Genomic DNA, 22,391 nt, shown 5'->3' with positions numbered 1-22,391 from the left:
CATGGCCTATCCCCGCGGCGGGATAGGCTTTTTTTGTTCACCAGGGTATATGTGGGATTTTCTTATTCAGAGAAACATTTTCACAAAAAAAACGTCTATAACACGAGGAGAGGGGAAAGAAACCAGGAGGTAAAGAAAAATGGCTGGAGCCAAGAAAAAAAGGTTGTCAGAAAAAACAAGATGCTGGTATTCGTTGCCTCATTCTTCGTCTTTTTAATGTTTGCGGTTGTAGGGGGGTATTTCGCACTGCTGATGGCAGGCGAAAAGATGATCGACATGCAGAAGCTGGAGGATTTAAAGCTGGAAGCTTCTGTTTTGTACGACAAGAATGGAAATGAATTCGGCAAGCTCTACATTGAGGAGGATCGGGAGTACGTCTCGTTCAACCAGATACCGGAGCATGTGAGAAATGCATTCGTGGCGGTTGAAGACAAACGATTCTTTGAACACAACGGGATTGATATCATCCGGATCGGCGGAGCGATCATCAAAGACATCCAGGCGGGCAGTGCGGTTGAAGGCGGCAGCACGATCACCCAGCAGCTGGCTCGCAACGTATTTCTCTCTCATGAAAAGACGTTTTGGCGCAAAACCAAAGAAGCGATGATCGCGATCAACCTGGAGCGGAAGTTCTCTAAGGACGAAATCCTGGAAATGTACCTGAACAAGATCTATCTTGGTCCTGGTATTTTCGGGGTGAAGGCGGCCAGCAAGTACTACTTCGGCAAGGATAATCTGCAGGAGCTCGAATTGCATGAAGCGGCCATGCTGGCGGCGCTGCCCAAGGCACCGGGTACCTATTCGCCGTTCGCTAATCCAGACAAGGCAAAGGAGCGGCGCGATACCGTTCTGCGCTTGATGATGGAGCAAAACTATATCACACAGCCAGAAAAGGAAGCGGCCCAGAACCAACCGCTGCCGGAGAACGACGGGCAGGAGGAACGGGGGCTGAAAAAAGGCTACCGGGCGTTTATCGATTACGTCGTACGGGAAGCCGCTCAGGTGTACGGGATCACGGAAGACCAACTGTATCGCGGAGGTTGGGAGATCCACACCACGCTTGATCCCAAGATGCAGGATGCGATGGTAAGTGCCTTTGCCGATCCCAACAACTTCCCTCCAGACGGAGCAGATCGCCAGGTGCAATCCGGCATGGTCGTGCTCGATCCGAAGACAGGCGGGATCGCGGCAATGATGGGAGGTCGCCAATATGCAGCCAAAGGCTTTAACTTTGCGGTCGACACCCAGCGGCAGCCTGGGTCTTCGTTTAAACCCTTGGCTGTCTATGCACCTGCCTTGGATAGCGGCGAATGGAACATGTATTCCAAACTAAACAACACCAGACAGGACTTCAACGGGTACAAACCACGCAACTACAACGGCAAGTACAGCAGTTCGGTCACGATGCGCCAAGCTGTTATCGATTCGATCAACGTCCCGGCAGTTTGGCTGTTAAATGAGATGGGGATTTCGGATGCGATCAAGTACATTGAGAAGTTCGGGATTCAACTGCAGCCCGAAGATCGCAACCTGTCGATTGCCCTAGGCGGCCTGCACAAGGGGACATCTCCTCTAGCGATGGCCCAGGCGTATACGACATTCGCCAATGGCGGCAGCATGGCTCACCCCTATGTGATCACCAAGATTGAATCGCAGGAATTCGGCATTGTGGAATCCGCCGAGCCCAAGCATACTCAGGTGCTCTCGGCACAGGCCGCCTGGGAGATGCATCTGATGCTGCAGGCTGCTGTCGAAGAAGGCACCGGTCGGTATGCACGAATCAGCGGACGCCATGTAGCCGGTAAGACCGGGACAACCGAATCAGAAGCGTACCGGAACAACACCAAGTACAACAAAGACGCCTGGTTTGTAGGCTATACGCCAAACTATGTAGGGGCGGTCTGGATGGGGTTTGACCCCGAAGACAAGCAAAACGCGATGACGCAGGGCAGCAGCAAACCGGCGCAGTTGTTCAGCAAGGTGTTTGCACAGGGCCTGCAAGGGGTGAAATCGACGGACTTTACGCCTCCACCGGGAGTAGAAAAGCCGGATAAACCGGTGCAGATGCAACCGCCTCAGGTAATGGCCGTATTGGCGCTGGATAATCACATGCCGGAAGTGGTTATCACTTGGATTGGAAATGAAGGTTTGGAACTGACCTACGATTTGTACCGATTTGTCGATTCACCAGAGGAGAAAGAGCTGGTACAAGAAGGGATTACAGCGAACCAATACGTCGACGCGTTTGAAGGAACCCTGTACAAATACATTGTCATCCCTCGCGATGCGGAGGGGAAAGAAGGTCCTCCGTCCAATCCTGCAGAAGTAGATATGTCGCAAGTGCAACGATTCCTGGAAGACGCGGAGCAGCATCATGAAGATCAGGGAGAAGGCGGCTTCGATCAGAATAACGGGAACGAGGACAACAACGGCGATAACAGTGGGCAGGATGAAAACGGGGACGGTGGCAACGGATGGCCCGGTGACGACGGCAGTGGGAACGACAATGACGGGCAAACCGGTGACACCGGAGACAATAACGGTGAACCCAATGATGGCGGTCAAGGCAACCATGACGGATCCACGCCCGATGATGGCAATAACGACAGCCAAAATAGGGAAGGTAGAAACGACGGTGATGACGGAGAGCAGCGGAACGATCAACTCGATCCTACGGAAAGCGGCGACCGTCCGACAGATATTCCGCAGTTCAACAATGATCCATGGGGAAGCCAATGATGTAGACTGACCCCCGACATACAAAACAGCGGTAGTCTTTGACCAGAAAATATAGTCTTAGACTACCGCTGATTTATTGAACGATTGCACTCGTTAGTTCATTGATTCACTGGCTCCTCCGTGATACCGCATCGCTATCTGAATCCGAAAAACACGCCAACGACCCGTTTGCGACAATCGGCCGCATCGGGTAGTTGTCTCTTTTTCAATTGTCAAGTGTTGGACTATTTGCACTTTTCGCCATGCGTGTTACAATACAAGAAACCCGTAACTCATTGCCACTTTCCTTGATGATGCCCAGATATTTTTTCCAGCGGGAGGGATTCACATGGCCGATTTGGTAAAGTTGGATTTGCACCAGTTTTTCTATGAGAAGTTGCAGCAGGCAAAGACCCATTTTGAGCGAGCACTTGATTGCAAGCATACGGACTTTGATGACCTCTATCCATACATGAATGAGCAGCCCCAGTTTTTCTGGTACAAACGCTACGTTGCCTGGTCGGAACTGCTCACGGTGGTGAAGCTGGCGGAAGAGCTGGAGATTGATTGGAAGACACTGTTTACCGAGCAGCAGGTTTCTTTTATTGATGGCAAAGTGCTGCAGGGAAAAGTGCTGGATCACTGGTATCCAGAAGAAGACAATGTCCAGGAAGAGAAACTGGAGCAGTTGGAGGAGTAAACTCTGTCCATTGCGGACTTATGGTTTAACCAAAAGAGAAGCGAGTAGGCGCATGGTTGCGTCTGCTCGTTTTATTTTATAGGACTGCTTGCAGGTAGTCTCGTGATGATTTGTCAGAAACTGCTTAAAACCGTTGTCGTGATGATCAAGAGGACTCTTTTAAATAACAAGCTAGTTGAATCTTCAGCAGATCTTCCGGGCTGTTCAAGTCCACTTGCAAAAGCTCCTCGATTCTCCGCAGGCGTTGGTACAGGGTGTTGATGTGAATGTGAAGCCCATCTGCCGTTCTCTGCATCGATTGGTTGTTCGCGATGTAGAGCCGCAGCGTCCGCTCCAAGTCGCTGTTTTTCGCTTTGTTCGTACGCAGCGGATGAAATACTTCTCCAATGAATGTCTCGATTTCAGCTTGTGATTGGTGAGCAATCAGCCGGTTTACTCCGAGCTCCCGATAGTGTATGACGCCGCTTAGGTGGCGATTCACCAGGTAGGCGATCGCTTTCTTCGCTTCCTCATAGCTCTTTTTGATCTGCTCCATCCCTTCGTACATGCTGCCCATTCCTATACAGAGCGAGGACTCGCCCAGACGGTGCCACTCTTCTGCGATTGCGCTGCAGACGTCGGTCAGCCTGGTTTCCTCCATGCGGTTGGTGAGCGAGACGAGCATGGTCACATGATCGTGAAAGCCGTACACAAGATGGCTGGCACCATAACATTCCTGTTTCACTTTTGCGACCAGCCGGTGTATCTGGGCTTCCAGCTTCTGCAGATCTTGATAATCTGGTATTTTAAACAGCACAACCGCATATGGAGCGGAAGGGACAAGACCGAATTCCTTGCCTCGGCTGGTCAACAGCTCGGGATCTTGAAAGAGGAGCAATTCCTGAAAGAATTCGTGCGTTTTTTTGTAATAGATGGAGGCAATCGTTTGCTTTTTTACCAGCTCCAGGGCAAGCACCGCTCCTCCCTGTTCGATCGTGATCTGGTCCAGTTCGGGAAGTACGGGATGATCGGTCTCGACGAGCAAACAGCCGAGCAACACCGTATCATTGATGATCGGATATAGATAGCAGCTTGTATTATCATCGGTGACGATTTGGGCGAAAATCGGACGGCGCCTGTACCGGAACAGCTGTGAAACCTCATCGGAGCTGATCATGGGACGAGCAGCCGCGATGGTTGGATAGTACACATCCTCCAGGCAGTCGATAAACGCCACCTGCTTCTCCGTGATCCGGTTCATCGCCTGAACGATTACGTCGCTTCCTTTGTTCTGCAGCGAAAGGCGGGTCAGCGTATCGTGGATTTCGTTCCGCTTGATCAGGGATTGGTTTTTTACCTTCAACTGTTTGCTCAGTTCGTCCAGTTCCTGCAGGGCTGACTTTGTCTCCATATAGAGCTGCGCATTTTGTATGGCTATGGCGGCCTGATCGGCGAATCCTTGCAGGAGATGCAGGTCTTGCTCTGACAACTCTCCCTCTTTTTCAAACTGGTGCAATACCAGCACACCGATCCGCTTCCCTCCGATCGTGATGGGTACGTTCAGCATCGCTTTTAAGCTGCTAAGTTTTTTGGCTGCATCCAGATGGGAGTAGTTCTCCGCAGACAGATCGCTCATCCCCTGGTGGGCTTCGGCGTTGGAATAGTAGATCCGTGCTTTGCCGTCTTGAAATACTTTACCGGCGATCGATTCGCCGATCCGCAACCGGAACTGTTGAATCGGGCCTTCGGCAAACCCGACAGCTGCTCTGGGAACCAGCCGATCAATCTCCGGGTCGTAGAGGTGAAGCAGACCCGCGTCGGCGGCAGGGATCACAGTCAGGGCGTTGCCAATCATTTTTTTGATCAGTTCGTCCAGATCCAGCGAGGCAGTAATGGAGCGAATTCCTTCAATCAGCTTGCCTAATTCCATGTTTTTCATGCGGATGGTCTGCTGCAAGAAACAGACGTGAAGGAGCATCCGCAAGTGCTCCAGCTCGCCGTCTGAGAACGGACAATGGCTGCTGCAGAGGGAGACGACTGCGAGAAACCCTTCGGGATAAGCGAAGGTGATTTGGATATCGCATTCGCTAACGGTGAGTGCGTACGCTTTGTCGATCGGCACCGTGCCTGCAGTAGGCGGTGACGAAAACTGGCTTGGCCCGCGACCGCAAGCGAATGCCAGACGGTGGTTGCGCGACTTGCCAATCCAGATGGAATAGCTAGTGTCTGCTCCCTTTTTCTCGATAAAGGCACAGACCGCCTCAAGGTTATCCATGACGCCTCTCTCCTATAGAAAAACTTCTATAATAAATGATCAAATGATGTAGATACTTACATTGTACCTTGAGTTCTGAATTCATACAATTATCAGTAAACAAATGGTCTTGATGGGCAGTAAGGAGGAGGAAAGGGAATGAGTGAAACCTATCGCAACTATGTAAATGGCGAGTGGATCAACTGCCGCTCCGGACAGTTGTTTCCCAGCGTAAATCCAGCCAATACCAATGAAGTGTTGGGGTATTTCCAAAAGTCGAACGCAGACGATGCACGAGACGCGATCCAAGCGGCCAAGGCCGCGTTTCCAGCTTGGTCCCAGACGGCTGCCCCGAAGCGCGGCGAATTCTTGTTCAGGCTGATCCAACTGCTTGAGAACAAGCGTGAGGAATTGGCGGAGACGATTACCCGTGAAGTAGGCAAAACCTTGCGGGAGGCGAGAGGCGAGGTCAACAAAACGATCTTGTCGATGAAGCAGTTGACAGGTGAAGCTACCCGATTGACCGGACAAACCGTGCCTTCCTGGGATGAGCAGGTCTTTGGATATACCGTACGCGAGCCAATCGGCGTGTTTGCGATCATCGCACCGTGGAACTTCCCGTTGGGCATCGGATTGTGGAAAATCGTACCGGCGATCATTGCCGGCAACACCGTCGTGTTCAAACCGGCCAGCAACACGTCGCTGATCAGCGTAATGTTGATGCAGCTCTTGATCGAGAGTGGCGTACCCACAGGAGTCGTCAACATGGTTACCGGACCGGGGGCGGTCATCGGCGATGAATTGGCGCATCATCCAGACGTAAAAGGAATCTCCTTCACCGGCTCGTCCGAAGTTGGCTTGGCGCTTGGTCAGGCTGTTGCTTCCCGCGGGGGCAAGATGCAGGCGGAGATGGGGGGCAAGAACCCGGCGATCATTCTGGAAGACGCTGACATTGACCTGGCAATCGACAGTATTGTTTTGAGCGGCTTTCTCGACAACGGACAGCGCTGCACCGGAACCAGTCGCGTGCTCGTACTGCCTGCTGTCGCTGAAGAGGTGAAGACGAAGCTGATCAAAAGGGCGAGAGAACTGAGGGTCGGCAACGGATTTGATCCAGAAAGCGAGAACGGACCGGTGATCGATCAAAACCAACTGGATACGTACCTGTATTATGTGAAAAAAGGCGTGGAAGAGGGAGCGGTACTGGAGTGCGGCGGAACGCGCCTAACCGACGGTGCCCTGCAGCACGGATACTTCGTAGCTCCGACCGTATTTACCAATGTGAAACCTGATATGGTTATCGCACAGGAAGAAATATTCGCACCTGTGATCTCCGTGATCGACGTGGAGTCGTATGAGCAAGCGATGGAAGCGGCCAACCGGGTGGAATTCGGACTTTCCTCTACCATCTTTACCAACGACTTGAATAAGGCGTTCCAATTCGTACGGGGCATTCAATCGGGCGTGACGCACGTCAATCTGCCGTCCACCCACTTTGAGTCGCAGTATCCGTTTGGCGGCAAGAAGATCTCCGGCATCGGTCCAAAAGAACAGGGCGAATCGGCACTCGATTTTTACGTAGAACTGAAAACAGTCTACGTACGCCCTTAACCAGGAAAGAGGTAGAAAATGGTGGAAACAATCGGCTTGATCGGCATTGGCGCGATGGGAAAGGGAATGCTTAAAAATCTGCTGCAAAAAGGATATCAGGTATACGCATACGATGCAGAGCAAACGTCAATAGACTGGGCTGTCCAACAGGGAGCGATCCCAGTCTCGTCTCCACGGGAGATCGGCCAAGCGGCGCAGGTGATTTTCACCTCTCTGCCCGGACCGTCAATCGTGCGACAGGTGTTGGCAGGGGAGGATGGCGTCTTTTCCTCTCTCTCCTCCGGCAGTTATCTAATCGATACGAGCACTACTGATCCTGAAACGGCCCGTGATCTGTACCGATTGGCGAGGGAGAGAGGAGCACACTTTTTTGACTGTCCGGTCAGTGGAGGGCCGGCAGGTGCAGACAGCGGGGCGTTGACGATTATGGTGGGAGGTGATGAAGAGCAGTTGCCGACTGCTCGCCCGTACCTAGAGGCGATCGGTCAAGAGATCGTCTACCTGGGTGAGTCGGGCTCCGGACAAGTGGCGAAGCTGTGTCACAATGCAGTTGTAGCCACGATCACGATTGCTCTTGGGGAAGCGTTTACGGTCGCCAAGAAAGCGGGAGTGGAACCAAGCAAGTTGGCGGAGGTGATCGACAAAGGATCTGGTCATAACCGGGTACTCTCAATTTTCGGACCCAATATATTGAATGGCACCTATGAAGAGGTGAAGTTTCGGCTTGAACACATGCACAAGGACCTCTCTCTGTATGTCGGTACCGCCACGTACTGTACCGTACCTGCGCTGATGGGTTCGGTAACCTATCAGTTCTATGAAGCGGCCAAGGCCCAAGGAAAAGGAACACTGGATTCGTCCGCCGTTTGCGAGGTGATTCAATCCCTGGCAAATCATTGAATGGATAGAAAAGCGTTTGTTCGATATCGGAAAGGAGGAAGAAACAGGATGACTAAGGTTGGGAAACGGAGGGATGCAGCGTGAGTGAAGAGCGCGTACGCGAATGGAAGCTTCACGTCATCGTCCTAGGGCTGGTGATTGTGACCGAACTGATCGGGACGAAAAAGATTGATTTAGGGATCGGTGTCTTGGCGCTTTTCCCTATGCTGTATGCATTAGTCATCGGCGGTTTTATCAGTTGGCCTACCTTCAACTGGTTGAAAATGGGTGAAATGAAGCGGGCATCTTATATTTTGGGCATTGCTTTCATGCTGTTTGTAGCCAAGCTGGGCACGATGTTGGGGCCGTCTCTGCCGCAGATCTTTGACGCCGGTTTCTCACTCAGTGTACAGGAGATCGGCCATTTTGTCGGAACGATCATTCTGGGGCTGCCGATCGCTCTGTTAATCGGGATGAAACGGGAGGCGATCGGTGCGACGTTCTCGATTGACCGTGAACCAAATCTGGCGGTCATCTCTGAAAAATATGGCGGCGATTCTCCGGAGGTACGGGGCGCATTAGGGGTATACATCTGCGGAACGATCTTCGGAGCGATCTACCTCGCCTTGTTGGCCGGCTTCCTGGGTAGTCTGGGCCTCTTTCACCCGATTTCGCTTGCGATGGGCGCGGGAGTCGGCTCTGGCAGCATGATGGCGGCTGCATCTGGAGCACTGGCGGTTACGTTCCCCGAACATGCAGAAGAGATCGCTGTGTTTGCTGGGGCAGCCAACCTGATTACGATCATTATCGGGACTTATGTATGTATCTTTTTCTCGCTCCCCGTCACGGTTCGCCTCTACCGCTGGCTAGAACCGATCTTGGGCAGACGGCATGCTGTCGATAAAGGGGAGGGAGTCAGCCGATGAAGCAAAAACTGTTGATCGTCTCAATCATCGGCTTGATTGCTATTTTAGGGAACTGGGTTGGGTACGGCGTTTCTCCAATTGAAGCGTTGCCCGGCATCATGATCATCGTAGCTGTCACGATCATCGGCTGGAGCTTAACGGACTGCCTGCCGTTCAAACTGCCAGCGGTTGTCTGGATTTCTTTGCTGGCCTTATTGATTACTTCACCCGTTTTCCCGGGCAACTCCTATCTAGCCGAAATGACCGCAAAGATTAATTTCATGGCGCTGGCCACACCGATCCTCGCATACGCGGGGTTATCGTTCGGGAAAGACCTGGCCGACTTTAAAAAGTTGAGCTGGCGGATCGTTGTGGTCTCTCTCGTGGTGTATACCGGGACGTTTCTGTTTGCGGCCCTGTTTGCGGAGATTATGTTCCGCATACAAGGCAAGTTCTAGGCGGAGCCAGTTTTTGACTCACCGACGGACGGATAGGAGGCCGCAGTGATCAGTGCAGCCAATGATACGTCACCCCAGGCGTTTTTTCATGGCTGCCGGCAGGGATCAACTGGCGAGCGCCATTTGTCCAGGCGAGCAGTGGCTGGGCTTGTGATGAGATGATCACATCTGTACCAGGACTGACAAAGCTGTACAGCTCCTCTACGTCGGCATTGTGCAGACGGATGCAGCCCAGCGATTTCGCCTTGCCGATGCTGTCTGGATCGTTGGTGCCATGAATGGCGTAGGATGTGTTGAAAAAAGTCATCCCTCTTGAGCCGTAGATATTGCCTGCGCCTGCCGGGTAGTTCATCTTTTGCAGAATGGTGAAGTAACCGTCCGGTGTCGAGTCGTTTTTCCCGATCCCGATCGGATACTGGCGCACGAGATGCGGGCCGCTGGTCAGCAGAAGCCGATGGGAGGGTTTATGTACAAGAATCCGCAGCGGATCCAGTGGTATCGTCGGTTCTGCATAATAGGGCAGCGGCAGAACTTCTGACAAGCTATCCCAAGCCATGTCAGGGCGGAATCGATCGGGGCGGTACGCCCACTGAAGGTCCGCTGTTTGCGCCGATTGATGCTGCAGCTTGGCCGGAACAGCCAGCCGGGGCAGAGCGGACAGTCTGTTGGCCGGAGTGGGCTTGGTCAAATCCTGCAGTTGTCCTGGCAGGCGACCGGTTTGCTGATAGGTGCGATAGAGGGCATTTCGCATCAGCAGCACCTGTTCCAGCGTCTGCTGCTCCTCAGACAGCGCCCGTTTGGCATCCGCTACAGGAGGTTGATCGGCGCACTCACAGGCAGGATCATAATAGTTCTCCGCAATCAACTTGTTGCTTGTCGGATCAAAACGGATGATTCCTTTTACCGTCGTCGGGCGATAAAACAGCAGCGGCGTAAAAGATGGCAGTCCACCTGTCTCGGGTACGAGGATCACGGTAAACGGAACCGTGAAGTGCAGCCGTCTTGACGCGAGGTAATGTTTTACCTGGGCTTGCAGCCTTTTGCCTGTCAAACCTGGCGGAACGGCGATTACTTCCGTATGCTGCACAGGATCCTTTTCGACGCCGCTGGTTTGTGCTGCGACAGCGGCGTTCTGGTCAGTCTGCTCAAGGACGGGGGCCAGGGTAGGATGAGGGAGCAGCGACAGCAGCAGTGTAAGCACAGCCAGAGAGAGCAGCCGTCTCAGGGCTGCCTTCCATCGCCGCTGTCTTCGCTCCTTCAGCAGCCGACGATATGCTTGCCGCGCCAGATCGTGGAATTCGCTGCTGGCATGCCCGTGTATCGCCTGACGGTAATATTGTAAAGCCCGCTGCCGGTCACCGTGACGCTCGCTCTCCTCGCCTAGGTGAAACCAACCAACTGCTTCCGTTGGATAGCGTTCTGTCAGATGGCGGTAGAAGTCAAGCTCGGTTTGTCCGGGATAGCGGATCAGATAGGCTATTTTTTCTTGAAGGAATTGTGCCTTGTTCACGCAAAACCCTCCCCTACTACCCATATCGGTAAGGATTGGAAATTAGATTAGGAGGAGCGTGTGTCGATGCCCAGCAGTTGTTCCCAAGGAAGCAGGGCTGCCTGCTGTGCAGTCAGGTTTCGGCGGTTTAACTGTTCCTGTATGAGTAGCATCGCATATGCATAGCCTGTGCGTAGCGGCATCCCTTCGATTGGAAGGCCAGAGGGAGCACGTGAGAAAAGGGCCTGTATCAGTTCTGTCCGGTAGAGGTGTGGGACAAGCAGATGATTCAGTTTGTCGATGTGGGCAATCGTCCAGTTCACGGTCTCTTCGGGGACAAAGCAGTATTCCGCTAGCGTTCGCCCGGGGAAGGTCTCTTTGGTGAAACAAGCGGCCAATCCTTCTGTGACCAGCCGTTGTCCGACCGATTGCTCAAACAAATTCTCCCTAGATGGAGACTGTCTCAGCCAGTGATGGAATTCGTGTGCCAGCAGCAACTGCAGTTCTGCCACCTGCCCATCGACCGCTTCCAGGCAGATCACGGTCACCATGCGCCCCTCGTAGGGTACGCTGTAGATGTTGGTGCAGTCCAATCCGACGATAACGTAGACATCCTGGCCATCAGGCGTGAAAGATAGTCGCTGCAGCAGGTCGCCTGCGGCACTGACAACCATTTGCTCAAACATGGCCGGCTGACCGACACTATCCACTAACCGGTCAAACCGGGAGCGGCCAAGGGATGCGATCCGGGAGGCTACAAGCTCTTCTGTCGGGTAGCCTCTCACGGCATAGTGAAGCGGCTGAAGCAGGTGCTGATTCGGTCTCCAGTAGTGCTGACGATACTGCTCTACCCAATCTTTGCTTGTGCTGCTGGTGTAGGCCTGCAAAAAATCTCGATACAGCCAATGCCAGTAAATCATCTGCTCCCCTCCCTTCCTTTTCATGGTAATCCTTTGCAGGAGGAAAGAAAAGAAGAGAGCAGAAAAAAGAAAAAAGGAGGCTGCTGCCCCCTTTGTATTATAAGCGAAACCGCTGCGTAAGCTCCTGCAGTTCCTGGGCCATCTTGCTCAGATTAGCGGTTGAACTGCTGATCTCTTCCATCGAGGCAAGCTGCTCCTCTGACAAACCGGCTACACCTTGGATGTGAGAAGTAGATTCGCGGGCGATCATCGCCATCAGTTCTACCGTGCCCGTTACCTGTTGTGCGCTGGCCGACAGCTGTTCAGAGGCTGCTGAGACCTCCTGTATCTGATCAGTTGTCCGCGTGACAGCTTGTACGATTCGCTCAAAGGCTTCACCGGCATCTCGAACGGTGGTCATCCCTTCCGATACATCCCGATTGGCTGTTGTCATCGACTCTACAGAGAGGTGGGTGTCGCTTTGGATCTGCTCAATCAACTGTGCGATATGCTGAGCGGAGGCTTCTGACTGTTCCGCCAGCTTGCGCACTTCATCGGCGACGACAGCGAACCCTCTGCCTTGTTCTCCTGCACGGGCTGCTTCGATCGCCGCGTTTAGAGCAAGCAGGTTGGTCTGTCCGGCTATACCGGTGATGACAGCAATAATCTCACCGATTTCTCTGGACCGCTCCTCCAACTGTCGGATCACTTCTGTGGAACGGCCGACAGAATGGCGGATCGATTCCATGTTCCGAACGGCTTGTTGGATAGTTTCATCGCCGCGTGCTGCCTCGTCTGACGTTTGCGCCGACAATTCGGAAGCAGCCGCCGCCGATTCGGCAATCCGCTGGATGCCAGTGACCATCTCTTCCATGGAACGAGCGCTCTCTTCTGCGCTTTGCTGTTGGCTGTCTGCTCCACTCGCCACTTCCTGGATCGTAGAAGCAATTTGTTGGGTAGCGTCTGCCGTTTGATCGGCACTTGCAGCCAATTGTTCCGAGCTGGCCGACAGATTGACGGCACTTGTACCGACCTGGCCGATCACTTCACGCAGATCGCGGACCATGTTGTTGCAATCCGCTGCCAGGCTGCCGATCTCGTCTCGATTTTTACACGCAACATCCTCTACCCTCAAATCTCCCTGGCCAACCTGTTTCATATTGTCCGAGATTTGTTTCAGCGGTACCGTTATGCTTCGGGTTAGCCTGTAGGCGTAGACCATACCAAAAAGGACAGAGATACCGAGCAGCCATCCTGTCAGGTTGTTAGCGCGTTGGTAGGCCGCATCTGCCTCCTTGATTGCCTGGTTAGCGCCGTCATTATTCAGCTTGATCAGAGTGTCGATATACCCTTGCATTTCTGAGTAGATCGTGTCGGCATCGAGCAGCAGCAGGTCCATGGCAAAGCTTTCTCCCTGTTTGCCGACATCGATCATTTGCTGATGCAGCTCCAAGTACTGTGCCCATGTTTCCTGCAAACTGGTAAACGCTTTTCGTTCTTCGTCCAGCACGATCTTTGCCTGGTATCGGGAAAGGGCTGTCTCTACTTTGCCCAGCGTCTGATCCATCTCCGCAAGCAGTTTGTCCCGTTGCGACTGATCTTGCGTCACAACGTATTTCAGTTCCAGAGAGAGAACCCGTTCGGTTAGATAGTTCACATTGTTGATGATGCTCACGCCCGGCAGCCAGTTTCCGTTAATCTCTTCGGCTTCCTGATAGATACTGCTCATTTCCTTCATGCCGAGGCTGCCAACGCCAAGCACGAGTAACATCATAAAGATAAAGCCCATATACAGTTTCTTACCTACACTAAGTTTGATCCTGCGTTTCATCCTGCTGCCTCCTGTTGGTTGTTCATCGATTGCACATAACTAGGGTTATTCCCTACTTTTCCTGAGGCAAAACAGTTTCTTTTTCATGGAAGGATCGGGTGAATCCGCTTACCATGAAAGTACATCACGTTGCAACAGGTTTTTGAGGGATGCATAAAATAATCGGCTGCCATTTGTCAGGGCAGCCGAATAGGCGCTTTGCGCGGTTCATTGCTTTATAAAAGATCGCTCTCTTTCTCCTGTTTCTCTTTAAACAGTGCCCATATGACAAGGATATCAGCTACAAGCGCAAGGAGAGCAGCCAACAGGGTTAGATCTTCGCTTGACAGACCGTTCTTCTTCAGATTCATCGCCTCTTTACATCAGCGTTTACACCTACTATATGTAGTGACTACACAAGTTGGGTGGGCCGCCGCCTGTACAAAGCGCGTAATATTCGTGGGATCTCCTCATGTGCAGAAGGAGAGATGGAAGTTTCATTTGTTCCGTGATCAAGGCAGGTAAACCGCTTCTGTACGATAAATCCGCTGTCCGCGGCTGGCAAATCGTTCTTCGTACTCCGTCATCACATTTTGTTCGGCAAACGGCGATTGATGCAGGTCAAACGTGATGTGACGCAGTTGGAATCGTTCCTCAGAAAACTGGTTGAGCGAGTACTCAAACAGTTTTTCATTATCCGTTTTGAGATGAATCTCACCATGGGGTTTCAGTACCTGTTTATACATCCGCAAAAAACCGGCGTAGGTGAGGCGTCGTTTGTGATGACGTCGTTTAGGCCAGGGATCGCTAAAGTTGAGGTAGATGCGATCCAGTTCTTGTTCCGCAAACAGATCGGGTAGCAAGGTCGCGTTGTACTGAACCAGCGCAAGATTGGGTATGGGCCTCTTCTCGGTCCTCTGGGCGGTACGGTAAATCACCTCTGCCTTTACCTCCAGCGCAATAAAGTTGATCTCTGGATGCTGCTCGGCGAGAGTTGTAATGAAGCGGCCTTTGCCGCAGCCGATCTCCAGATGAAGCGGGTGGTCGTTGCCAAAGCGTTCCTGCCAACGCCCGCGATAGGCAGTTGGGTCTTCTACGAACACTGGATATTGACGGAGCGCTTCCTCAGCCCCGGGGATATTGCGTAATCGCATGAGAAACCTCCTCGAGAAGTATCACGGATGAAAAAAATCCTTCTACATGTTATTATGTTCGGCGTCACAATTCAAGAGAGCAACTCAACGATTGCGGGATTTGCTACAATAAAAGAAGGAAAAGAACAAACGATCCGCAAGCATCACTTGATCGGGAGGGGAAAAACAAACATGACGATAAAAGAAGCCTGTCAAAGCCTGACAGGAGAGATCGTGAAATGGCGCAGGGAGTTTCACCGTCATCCTGAGCTGTCGTATGCCGAGAGCAGGACAGCCAGCGTCGTGGCCGGTATGTTGCGGCAGTTTGGGTTAGACGTACGCGAGGGAGTAAATGGATATGGCGTGGTGGCCGATCTCGTGGGGAAGATACCAGGCAAGACGGTAGCCCTGCGCGCCGACATGGATGCGCTGGCGATTGTGGAGGAGACGGGGCTTCCCTACGCTTCCGAAGTGCCGGGGATTATGCACGCCTGCGGGCACGACGGGCATATGGCTGCCTTGTTGGGAGCGGCCCAGATCCTGAGCGGCATGCGCGATCGGCTGCGGGGGAGTGTTCGCTTCATCTTTCAACCCGCTGAAGAGATTCCACCCGGTGGTGCAATAGGGATGATAGAAGCAGGGGCGCTGGATGGTGTAGACGTGATTTTTGGTCTCCACCTATGGTCAGAGTTTCCGGTGGGTACCTTCTACACAACACAGGGGCCGATGATGGCTGCGGCTGACCTGTTTACGGTCACGATCAGTGGCAAGGGGGGACATGGCGGACTGCCGCATAAGACGGTTGATTCTCTGGTGATTGCCTCCCATCTGGTGATGGCGTCTCAGCATATCGTCAGCCGTCAGGTCAACCCGCTCGATTCAGGAGTGGTTACTTTTGGGTTGCTGCAGTCCGGGTCAGCGTTTAACGTGATTGCGGACAAGGCCGTGCTGAAAGGGACTGTGCGCAGTTTTGATCCTGTGGTAAGAGATTTGCTGCAGGGACGATTGGAACAGACGGCTGCCAGCATAGCCCAGATGTATGGGGCCCGGATCGATATGGATTATGTACGGGGCTACCCTGCGGTGATCAATCATGAACGGGAAGCGAGGGCAGCGATGCAGGAAGCTGAACCGGTGTTTGGCGCCCAACATGTCGGTATCATGCAGCCTAACATGGCTGGAGAGGACTTTGCCTACTACCTGCAAAAAGTGCCTGGTGCCTTCTGTTTCGTCGGCGCGGGGCTGCCGGAAGGACCGGTATATCCGCACCATCACCCTCGGTTTGTGATCGATGAACGGGCACTTCCTCTAGCCACAGAGTGGCTTTGCCGGATGGCGTTGCGGTACGTTATGTAATCTTACCTAATAGTAAAGAGGCTAGCGGTAGGTTGAGAGTAGTGCGTAGTTTCACAACTACTGCAAACAACTCTTTGACCTACATAATTTCTTATCAAGTCGTGCCTCGGTCTTCAGTGCGAATGGATGGAGAGGTGTTGGGCTTCTACGCTGTTAAGGGATTTTTAACAGGTGGTAGCAACTAGCTCGAATTCAGTTAAAGGACTGAGGTAATTCGCTGGAACGGGTCCCCTTCACTGTAGAAAAATCCTGGCCCAACTTATAGTCTCCCGCATATTGGTCTCAGTAATGTGTGATTTTGGGCGCTTTGGGTTTGTTCCCAAGCACACAAATCGAACTCAGACGGAAAAGAACCCGAGTAACAGGCTTTTGATAGAGTCCTTTACTCGGGTTCTTTTTTTCATATATGGCATGTATATGCCAGCTCTCATACGCAGCAGAAGTCTGTCACTACTAGATCTCCATAATCCCGCCCTTGCTCGCATTGGTGACCAGCTTGGTGTAGCGGGCAAGATAGCCAGTCTTGATTTTCGGCTCAAATCCGGGCCATTCTGCTTTCCGCTTGGCCAGCTCTTCGTCGGAGACGTGCAGTTGGATCGAGCGCCCTTCGAGGTCGATTGTGATCAAATCACCATCGCGAATGAAGGCGATTGGACCGCCCTCGGCCGCTTCCGGAGAGACGTGTCCGATACTGATCCCGCGGGAGGCACCAGAAAAGCGACCATCTGTGATCAGCGCCACTTTGGTACCGAGCCCCATGCCGACAATTTGTGAAGTAGGGGCCAGCATTTCCGGCATACCCGGTCCGCCTTTTGGCCCTTCATAGCGGATGACGACGACATGGCCTTCTTTTACCTTGCCGTTCGCGATCCCCGCCAACGCTTCTTCCTGAGAATCAAAGCAGATCGCCGGCCCTTCGTGCTTTTTGATCGAGGCGTCTACCGCACCGGTTTTGATGATCGCTCCTTCTGGCGCTATGTTGCCAAACAAGACGGCCAGTCCGCCCCGTTCACTGTACGGGTTGTCGAGGCGATGGATCACCTTTTCATCCTTGATTTCTGCATCCTTGACGTTTTCCGCCAGCGTTTTGCCCGTCACCGTGATCCGCTCCATGTGAAGCGCGCCTTCTTTTTTCGACAGCTCACGCAGGATCGCAGAGACACCGCCTGCATGGTGGCAATCCTCGATGTGGTAGTCTGAGGCAGGAGCCAGTTTGCATAGGTGAGGCACACGATCTGCTACCTGGTTGATGCGCTCAATCGGATAATCGACTCCGGCTTCATGGGCCAACGCCAGCGTGTGCAGAACGGTATTGGTCGAGCCGCCCATCGCCATATCCAGGGCAAAGGCATCGTCAATCGCTTCTGCCGTGACGATGTCACGCGGTTTGATGTCATGTTCGATCAAGTGCATCAGATGGGCTGCCGTTGATTTGGCCAGTTCCTTGCGCTCCGGCCACGTGGCGAGAATGGTACCGTTGCCGGGAAGTGCAATCCCGAGCACCTCTGCCAGACAGTTCATCGAGTTGGCGGTGAACATCCCCGAACAGGAGCCGCAGGTAGGACAGCCAAACTGCTCCAACTCTTGCAGTTGATCGTCGTTAATAAGTCCAGCTTGGTGGGCACCGACGCCTTCAAAGACAGACGAGAGCGAGATGCTGCGACCATCGCTTGTCTTACCTGCTGCCATCGGGCCGCCGCTGATAAAGACGGAAGGAATGTTGACGCGAAGCGCCCCCATCATCATTCCAGGGGTGATCTTGTCGCAGTTGGGGATGCAGATCACACCGTCAAACCAGTGGGCATTCACGACGGTCTCAAAACTGTCAGCAATGATCTCCCGGCTGGGCAGGGAGTAGCGCATCCCGATGTGGCCCATCGCAATACCGTCGTCTACGCCGATCGTGTTGAATTCAAACGGAACAGCGCCAGCTTCACGCACAGCTTCCTTAACCACTTTGCCGAACTCCTGCAGGTGAACGTGGCCCGGAATGATGTCGATGTACGAGTTGCAGATCGCGATAAACGGCTTGTCGAAATCCTCCTCCTTCACCCCGGCCGCACGGAGCAAACTCCGGTGTGGTGCACGGTCAAATCCCTTCTTAATCATGTCACTTCTACGTTTTTGCTTTGCCATGGTTACCTCCCTCTCCTTACTGTCGAATCCTACGTCGAGATGTTTCTCTGGTGAGCCAGAACGTATGTCCTGTGGGACTCTTTTCTGCCCTATATGACGTTTGGAATAATCACTGACAAAAGAGCTGTTGTCCTTAAGCTCTTATAACTTTCAATCATACCGCAAAATAAGAAAATTTCAAGATTTGCGACCAGTTTTCCAATAAGAGAATAGAGGGGGGGAGTGATAAATCTGCTTCATTCGACAAAAACAAATTTGTGTAATTAAAACGACAAGTTTCGACTATTTTCGATTTGGGAAAAGGAAAGATAGCACAAAGGTGGGAGGGTGGATCGGTTGAAAATTTCTGTTTTGCTGAAACTGATGGGCGGCATATTGACTGTTGTCATGCTAGTAAGTGTTCTCACCGTATTTCAGTTGAATTCGAGTATTTAACAGGAACGGGAATGGGTTCAAAAGCAACTCATCACGAGACAGCTTGGATTTGACCTGAAAAATACGTCCGATTACCTCACTCATGAGATGCGGGCTTGTGTGCAGTTTGGCGACCGTGTTCACTTCGATAATTATTGGCGTGAGGTAAACGAGACAAAGACACGTGAAAGGGTCATCCAACAATTGCGGGAATTGAACACACCCGAAGAGGAGCTGGCTCTAGTCGAGCAGGCAAAGCAGCAATCGGATGATCTGGTCAGGCTAGAGAGGAAGCGATGAAAGCTGTCGAGTCAGACGATTTCGACAAAGCCCGACAATTGATGTTTGGCGAGGAGTATGCATCTTATAAACAGAAGATCAATGAGATGATCCTGCAATTCCAGGAGACGATGGAGAAGCGGGTAGATGGGGAAAAGAAGCAAGCCAGCGACATGGCGGCCTTCTATCTCATGCTGACTAATGTGATGATCGCTCTCGTCTTGTTGAGAGGGGCTGGCGTGTTTGTCGTCTTGTTTAAAAAACTGAGGCCGCTCACTGTCGTATCGCAGCGGTTGAACGAATTGGCTGGCAACGAAGGCGATTTGACGGCACGCTTGCCCGTAACAGGAAAGGATGAAGTAGGCGAGCTCTCAGCGTCGTTCAACGCGATGTTGGAACAGATTCAGCGTCTTGTCGCGCAGGTTGGCGAGTCGGCGGAACAGGTAGTGGCGTCAGCAGAGGAACTTTCGGCCGGTGTAGAGCAAAACAGCAAGGCAGCGGAACAGATCTCTCTAACCATCCAAGAGGTAGCGGCTGGTACGGATCGGCAGGTGCAAAGTGTGGGAGAGGGATCTGCATCAATTGCGGCGATGACCAACCAGATCTAGGAGATTGCCGCGCATGCCGGTGATGTCTCCCAGAAGGCAGAGGATACGTCCAACAGGGCCGTCGCAGGCAACCAGTCGATCCAAACAGCGATCAAGCAGATGAATTCCATCCATCGTACAATGAAAGATCTAGCCGTAGTGGTCAACACATTGAGTGACAATACTGCAAATATTGGTCAGATCACTCAAGTGATCACCGAGATCACCGCTCAAACCAATCTGCTCGCCCACAATGCTGCAATTGAAGCAGCGCGCGCAGGCGAACATGGCCGAGGTTTCGCAGTTGTTGCCGACGAAGTGAGAAAACTGGCCGAACAAGCTGCTGCCTCGACACAAGAAATCGTCCAACTGATTGCTACGATTCAGGAAGCTACCAGCCGTGCTGTTGAGTTGATGGAGACCGGCACCGAGGAGGTGACTATGGGAATCGAGGTGGTCCATACCGCTGGAGAATCGTTTGAACAAATCCAGCAATCGATCCGGATTGTCACTACACAGATCCAGCAGATCACGTATCTTCCAGACAGGCATCCGCCAGCAGCGAACAGGTCAACCAAGCGATTGAACAGATCGCTGAGACTGCCGCCGAAGCAGCGTCGGGCACGCAAAGTGTTTCCGCGGCAACCGAGGAACAGTTGGCATCCATGGAAGATATTTCAGCATCCACTTCTGCTTTGGCCAAAATGGCAGAAGAACTGCAGCAGCTGATCGGAAGGTTTAAGGTATAGCGGAGACTGACAGATAGGGTTCGACATGGATAAAGGCAGTATACAGAAAACGCGCTCAAGAGCAGCACTCCGAGCGCGTTTTGCTTTTGATCGACATCTGGGCGTTGGGGTACAATGGAAAAGGATCTGGTACTAGGAACGACCGGAAGCGGAGGAGAGAGCTATGCTGGAAGAATTACGAGAGATTTGGGAGAACGGAACGGAACAAGAGCGTGAAGTGCTTGCATTGGCCGCTCAAGCTGTACGTCGCAAGCGGGAGCGGAACAGCGCCTATCTGTCCGGTTTTCTCGGCCTGTCGGGAGAGTATCTCGACGAGGAAAAGCGGACGTATCAGTTTATCGTGCCGATTACACCGTTTATGCACAATTCGCTCGGGGTGGTGCACGGTGGGATTACGGCCACGCTGATCGATTCGACGATGGGCTCGTTGATCAACCGATCGCTGCCAAACGGACGGTACGCTGTGACAACGGAACTGAAGATTAATTACATCCGTCCCGGCACGGGCAAACAGCTGCGCTGTGTAGCCGCTATCCTGCACCGCGGACAAAGCCTGGTCGTGTGTGAGGCTAGCTTGTACGACGATGTGGAGCGATTAGTGGCCCACGCTACCGGCAGCTTTATGCTCCTCGGTCACCCAAAAACTAAGGGGGCTACGGGATAATCGTCATTCCGCTGTATTTGGCGATGTACTGCAGCATCTTGTTGGACAGCGGGACGATAAACTCCATATCTTCCCGTTCCACAACACCGGAACGGGTAACAACCCGTCCCCACTTCACGGCTATCTTATAGTAATCGGAACCATACTCGGAACGAGCCTGATCGGCACTGTGGCGAAAGGGAATCGTCCGCTGTTCCGGTGAAATCGGCACGATGCTGAGAATGTCGTGCAAGAACAGATGGTAGGTCATGTGCGGCTTTTGAAACACCAGTTCTTTGCTGGTGACGGAACAGCTGTAGCTCCTGTTCATCTGGGTGAGCTTCAGCTCGCCTTCCAGGTTTCTCAAGCGGATAAAATCGCTGTTCACGTGTACCTGCCTCCTTTCTTGTAAGCAAGCAGCTTTTTTCTATGATAGTCAGCGCACGATGAAAAGGCAAGGGAAAATCAAGGCAATCGTCACGCGACGCAACGGCAATAGGTCACAACGACCCAATGGAGTCCCCACAGACAAACACCGTTTTGCAGCGGGAGGCGAGTATGCTCTTCGCAGGTCTGCTAAGGATGTAAAAGACAGGAAAAGGAGTAGGAATCAAGATGCTGGAGATTGCAAAACAAGCGGCCCGCGAAGCGGGTGGATACCTGAAGCAACGATTCATGCAGCAGCTAACCCCTGATCTGGAATCGCACAACGATGTGAAGCTGCCGGAAGACAAAGGGAGCGAAGAGCGGATTATCCGTTTGCTCCACCAACACTTCCCCACGCATACGATCATCTCGGAGGAAGTGGGGATGGTGCGACGAGAAGACGAGTATCTCTGGATCGTCGACCCGCTGGATGGGACGAACAACTACTTTATCGGCTATCCGTACTTCTCTGTTTCGATTGCCCTACAGCAAGCGGGGCAGATTGTGCTGGGCGTGGTGTACAATCCGATCGCTGAGCAGATGTTTTGGGCGGAGCGCGGAAAAGGAGCCTATCTCAACGGCAGGCGGATCTCCGTCAATACACGCCGTGAACTGACCAAAGCGGTGGGTTCCTATATCCGTGGACGTGATTCGTTGAGCAGAGAAGAGGAACTGGCTTTCACCGAACCGTTTGTGCTGCGAAGCAAACGGCTGCTGCGGACGATCGCCCCGGCATTGGACTGGTGTTTATTGGCAAATGGTTGGATCGACTACATCATCTTGCAGCGGTCCAGTGTGATGGACGTGGCGGCCGGCATTTTGATTGCCCAGGAGGCGGGTGCGAAGATTACAGACTGGCAGGGGCAGACGTATCAACATAAACCATTTGATCCCGATGATCTTCCATCGATGATGGCGAGTAACGGTCCGCTGCACGAGGAGGTTCGTCGCCTGATCAAGGAGTGA

Annotated in this window: 20 protein-coding genes; 12 read left to right on the top strand and 8 right to left on the bottom strand. The window is 52.7% G+C overall.

The features are described 5' to 3' along the window. Positions 1 to 180 precede the first annotated feature (180 nt). Complete coding sequence (locus tag LOK74_RS14965; RefSeq protein WP_230042834.1) at positions 181 to 2,739, top strand: PBP1A family penicillin-binding protein; 2,559 nt, start codon at positions 181 to 183, stop codon at positions 2,737 to 2,739. 328 nt (positions 2,740 to 3,067) lie between these two features. Continuing rightward, positions 3,068 to 3,418, top strand: a complete 351-nt coding sequence (locus LOK74_RS14960; protein ID WP_230042833.1) for a hypothetical protein — start codon at positions 3,068 to 3,070, stop codon at positions 3,416 to 3,418. 145 nt (positions 3,419 to 3,563) lie between these two features. Here the strand turns inward: LOK74_RS14960 and LOK74_RS14955 are convergent, their stop codons facing one another. After that, a complete protein-coding gene (locus LOK74_RS14955; protein ID WP_230042832.1) occupies positions 3,564 to 5,672 on the bottom strand; it encodes a helix-turn-helix domain-containing protein in 2,109 nt (702 codons plus the stop codon). Between the two features lie 138 nt (positions 5,673 to 5,810). Here LOK74_RS14955 and LOK74_RS14950 point away from each other — a divergent pair, with 138 nt between their 5' ends. The 4 genes from LOK74_RS14950 to LOK74_RS14935 all read left to right on the top strand — a co-directional run bounded on the left by LOK74_RS14950 (position 5,811) and on the right by LOK74_RS14935 (position 9,504). Continuing rightward, positions 5,811 to 7,262, top strand: a complete 1,452-nt coding sequence (locus LOK74_RS14950) for an aldehyde dehydrogenase family protein (protein ID WP_230042831.1) — start codon at positions 5,811 to 5,813, stop codon at positions 7,260 to 7,262. Between the two features lie 18 nt (positions 7,263 to 7,280). Then, positions 7,281 to 8,162 carry an NAD(P)-dependent oxidoreductase gene (locus tag LOK74_RS14945; RefSeq protein WP_230042830.1) on the top strand — a complete coding sequence of 294 codons (882 nt, stop codon included), beginning with the start codon at positions 7,281 to 7,283 and terminating at the stop codon, positions 8,160 to 8,162. 80 nt (positions 8,163 to 8,242) lie between these two features. After that, the gene (locus LOK74_RS14940) at positions 8,243 to 9,067 is read left to right on the top strand and encodes a DUF3100 domain-containing protein (RefSeq protein WP_230042829.1); all 825 of its coding nucleotides are present in this window, start codon (positions 8,243 to 8,245) and stop codon (positions 9,065 to 9,067) included. Further along, entirely contained in the window at positions 9,064 to 9,504 is a 441-nt protein-coding gene (locus LOK74_RS14935) for a hypothetical protein (protein WP_230042828.1), read from the top strand. The genes LOK74_RS14940 and LOK74_RS14935 overlap by 4 nt, the downstream gene beginning before the upstream one ends. A 49-nt stretch (positions 9,505 to 9,553) precedes the next feature. Here LOK74_RS14935 and LOK74_RS14930 read toward each other — a convergent pair whose 3' ends face one another. The 5 genes from LOK74_RS14930 to trmB form a co-directional block, all read right to left on the bottom strand. Further along, positions 9,554 to 11,014: a L,D-transpeptidase gene (locus tag LOK74_RS14930; RefSeq protein ID WP_230042827.1), complete on the bottom strand. Its 1,461-nt coding sequence runs from the start codon at positions 11,012 to 11,014 to the stop codon at positions 9,554 to 9,556. 47 nt (positions 11,015 to 11,061) lie between these two features. Further along, on the bottom strand, positions 11,062 to 11,913 hold the full coding sequence (locus LOK74_RS14925; protein WP_230042826.1) for a DUF2268 domain-containing putative Zn-dependent protease: 852 nt from the start codon (positions 11,911 to 11,913) through the stop codon (positions 11,062 to 11,064). A 97-nt stretch (positions 11,914 to 12,010) separates the two neighbouring features. Continuing rightward, positions 12,011 to 13,723 carry a methyl-accepting chemotaxis protein gene (locus tag LOK74_RS14920; RefSeq protein WP_230042825.1) on the bottom strand — a complete coding sequence of 571 codons (1,713 nt, stop codon included), beginning with the start codon at positions 13,721 to 13,723 and terminating at the stop codon, positions 12,011 to 12,013. A 215-nt stretch (positions 13,724 to 13,938) separates the two neighbouring features. Next, on the bottom strand, positions 13,939 to 14,073 hold the full coding sequence (locus tag LOK74_RS24095) for a hypothetical protein (protein ID WP_255679459.1): 135 nt from the start codon (positions 14,071 to 14,073) through the stop codon (positions 13,939 to 13,941). A gap of 141 nt (positions 14,074 to 14,214) precedes the next feature. Next, a complete protein-coding gene (trmB, locus tag LOK74_RS14915; protein ID WP_230042824.1) occupies positions 14,215 to 14,856 on the bottom strand; it encodes a tRNA (guanosine(46)-N7)-methyltransferase TrmB in 642 nt (213 codons plus the stop codon). A gap of 171 nt (positions 14,857 to 15,027) precedes the next feature. On the opposite strand from trmB, the gene LOK74_RS14910 reads away from it, so the two are divergent. After that, a complete protein-coding gene (locus LOK74_RS14910) occupies positions 15,028 to 16,191 on the top strand; it encodes a M20 metallopeptidase family protein (RefSeq protein WP_230042823.1) in 1,164 nt (387 codons plus the stop codon). Between the two features lie 453 nt (positions 16,192 to 16,644). Here LOK74_RS14910 and ilvD read toward each other — a convergent pair whose 3' ends face one another. After that, positions 16,645 to 18,327 carry a dihydroxy-acid dehydratase gene (gene ilvD / locus LOK74_RS14905; protein ID WP_230042822.1) on the bottom strand — a complete coding sequence of 561 codons (1,683 nt, stop codon included), beginning with the start codon at positions 18,325 to 18,327 and terminating at the stop codon, positions 16,645 to 16,647. Between the two features lie 534 nt (positions 18,328 to 18,861). Here ilvD and LOK74_RS14900 point away from each other — a divergent pair. From LOK74_RS14900 to LOK74_RS14885, 4 genes are all read left to right on the top strand, one after another. After that, complete coding sequence (locus tag LOK74_RS14900; RefSeq protein WP_230042821.1) at positions 18,862 to 19,041, top strand: hypothetical protein; 180 nt, start codon at positions 18,862 to 18,864, stop codon at positions 19,039 to 19,041. Beyond that, complete coding sequence (locus tag LOK74_RS14895; protein ID WP_230042820.1) at positions 19,038 to 19,628, top strand: HAMP domain-containing protein; 591 nt, start codon at positions 19,038 to 19,040, stop codon at positions 19,626 to 19,628. Before LOK74_RS14900 ends, LOK74_RS14895 begins: the two co-directional genes overlap by 4 nt. Positions 19,629 to 19,631: 3 nt before the next feature. Beyond that, the gene (locus tag LOK74_RS14890; protein ID WP_255679614.1) at positions 19,632 to 20,336 is read left to right on the top strand and encodes a methyl-accepting chemotaxis protein; all 705 of its coding nucleotides are present in this window, start codon (positions 19,632 to 19,634) and stop codon (positions 20,334 to 20,336) included. Positions 20,337 to 20,519: 183 nt separating this feature from the next. Beyond that, on the top strand, positions 20,520 to 21,020 hold the full coding sequence (locus LOK74_RS14885; protein WP_230042819.1) for a PaaI family thioesterase: 501 nt from the start codon (positions 20,520 to 20,522) through the stop codon (positions 21,018 to 21,020). Here LOK74_RS14885 and LOK74_RS14880 read toward each other — a convergent pair. Then, positions 21,010 to 21,387: a hypothetical protein gene (locus LOK74_RS14880; RefSeq protein WP_230042818.1), complete on the bottom strand. Its 378-nt coding sequence runs from the start codon at positions 21,385 to 21,387 to the stop codon at positions 21,010 to 21,012. The two genes, LOK74_RS14885 and LOK74_RS14880, sit on opposite strands and share 11 nt — an antisense overlap. A 227-nt stretch (positions 21,388 to 21,614) precedes the next feature. Here LOK74_RS14880 and LOK74_RS14875 point away from each other — a divergent pair, with 227 nt between their 5' ends. Then, positions 21,615 to 22,391, top strand: a complete 777-nt coding sequence (locus LOK74_RS14875; protein WP_230042817.1) for an inositol monophosphatase family protein — start codon at positions 21,615 to 21,617, stop codon at positions 22,389 to 22,391.

The organism is Brevibacillus humidisoli (assembly GCF_020923435.1).
GTDB classification, from domain to species: domain Bacteria; phylum Bacillota; class Bacilli; order Brevibacillales; family Brevibacillaceae; genus Brevibacillus_E; species Brevibacillus_E humidisoli.
This window is presented reverse-complemented; position numbering and strand designations above follow the sequence as displayed.

Bases quoted from the DNA above. Each gene is read 5' to 3' on its own strand.
- trmB (WP_230042824.1), bottom strand. From the start codon at position 14,856: ATGCGATTACGCAATATCCCCGGGGCTGAGGAAGCGCTCCGTCAATAT.
- LOK74_RS14950 (WP_230042831.1), top strand. From the start codon at position 5,811: ATGAGTGAAACCTATCGCAACTATGTAAATGGCGAGTGGATCAACTGC.
- LOK74_RS14910 (WP_230042823.1), top strand. From the start codon at position 15,028: ATGACGATAAAAGAAGCCTGTCAAAGCCTGACAGGAGAGATCGTGAAA.
- LOK74_RS14895 (WP_230042820.1), top strand. From the start codon at position 19,038: ATGAAAGCTGTCGAGTCAGACGATTTCGACAAAGCCCGACAATTGATG.
- LOK74_RS14960 (WP_230042833.1), top strand. From the start codon at position 3,068: ATGGCCGATTTGGTAAAGTTGGATTTGCACCAGTTTTTCTATGAGAAG.
- LOK74_RS14875 (WP_230042817.1), top strand. From the start codon at position 21,615: ATGCTGGAGATTGCAAAACAAGCGGCCCGCGAAGCGGGTGGATACCTG.
- LOK74_RS14965 (WP_230042834.1), top strand. From the start codon at position 181: ATGCTGGTATTCGTTGCCTCATTCTTCGTCTTTTTAATGTTTGCGGTT.
- LOK74_RS14920 (WP_230042825.1), bottom strand. From the start codon at position 13,723: ATGAAACGCAGGATCAAACTTAGTGTAGGTAAGAAACTGTATATGGGC.
- LOK74_RS14935 (WP_230042828.1), top strand. From the start codon at position 9,064: ATGAAGCAAAAACTGTTGATCGTCTCAATCATCGGCTTGATTGCTATT.
- LOK74_RS14925 (WP_230042826.1), bottom strand. From the start codon at position 11,913: ATGATTTACTGGCATTGGCTGTATCGAGATTTTTTGCAGGCCTACACC.
- ilvD (WP_230042822.1), bottom strand. From the start codon at position 18,327: ATGGCAAAGCAAAAACGTAGAAGTGACATGATTAAGAAGGGATTTGAC.
- LOK74_RS14885 (WP_230042819.1), top strand. From the start codon at position 20,520: ATGCTGGAAGAATTACGAGAGATTTGGGAGAACGGAACGGAACAAGAG.
- LOK74_RS14945 (WP_230042830.1), top strand. From the start codon at position 7,281: ATGGTGGAAACAATCGGCTTGATCGGCATTGGCGCGATGGGAAAGGGA.
- LOK74_RS14955 (WP_230042832.1), bottom strand. From the start codon at position 5,672: ATGGATAACCTTGAGGCGGTCTGTGCCTTTATCGAGAAAAAGGGAGCA.
- LOK74_RS24095 (WP_255679459.1), bottom strand. From the start codon at position 14,073: ATGAATCTGAAGAAGAACGGTCTGTCAAGCGAAGATCTAACCCTGTTG.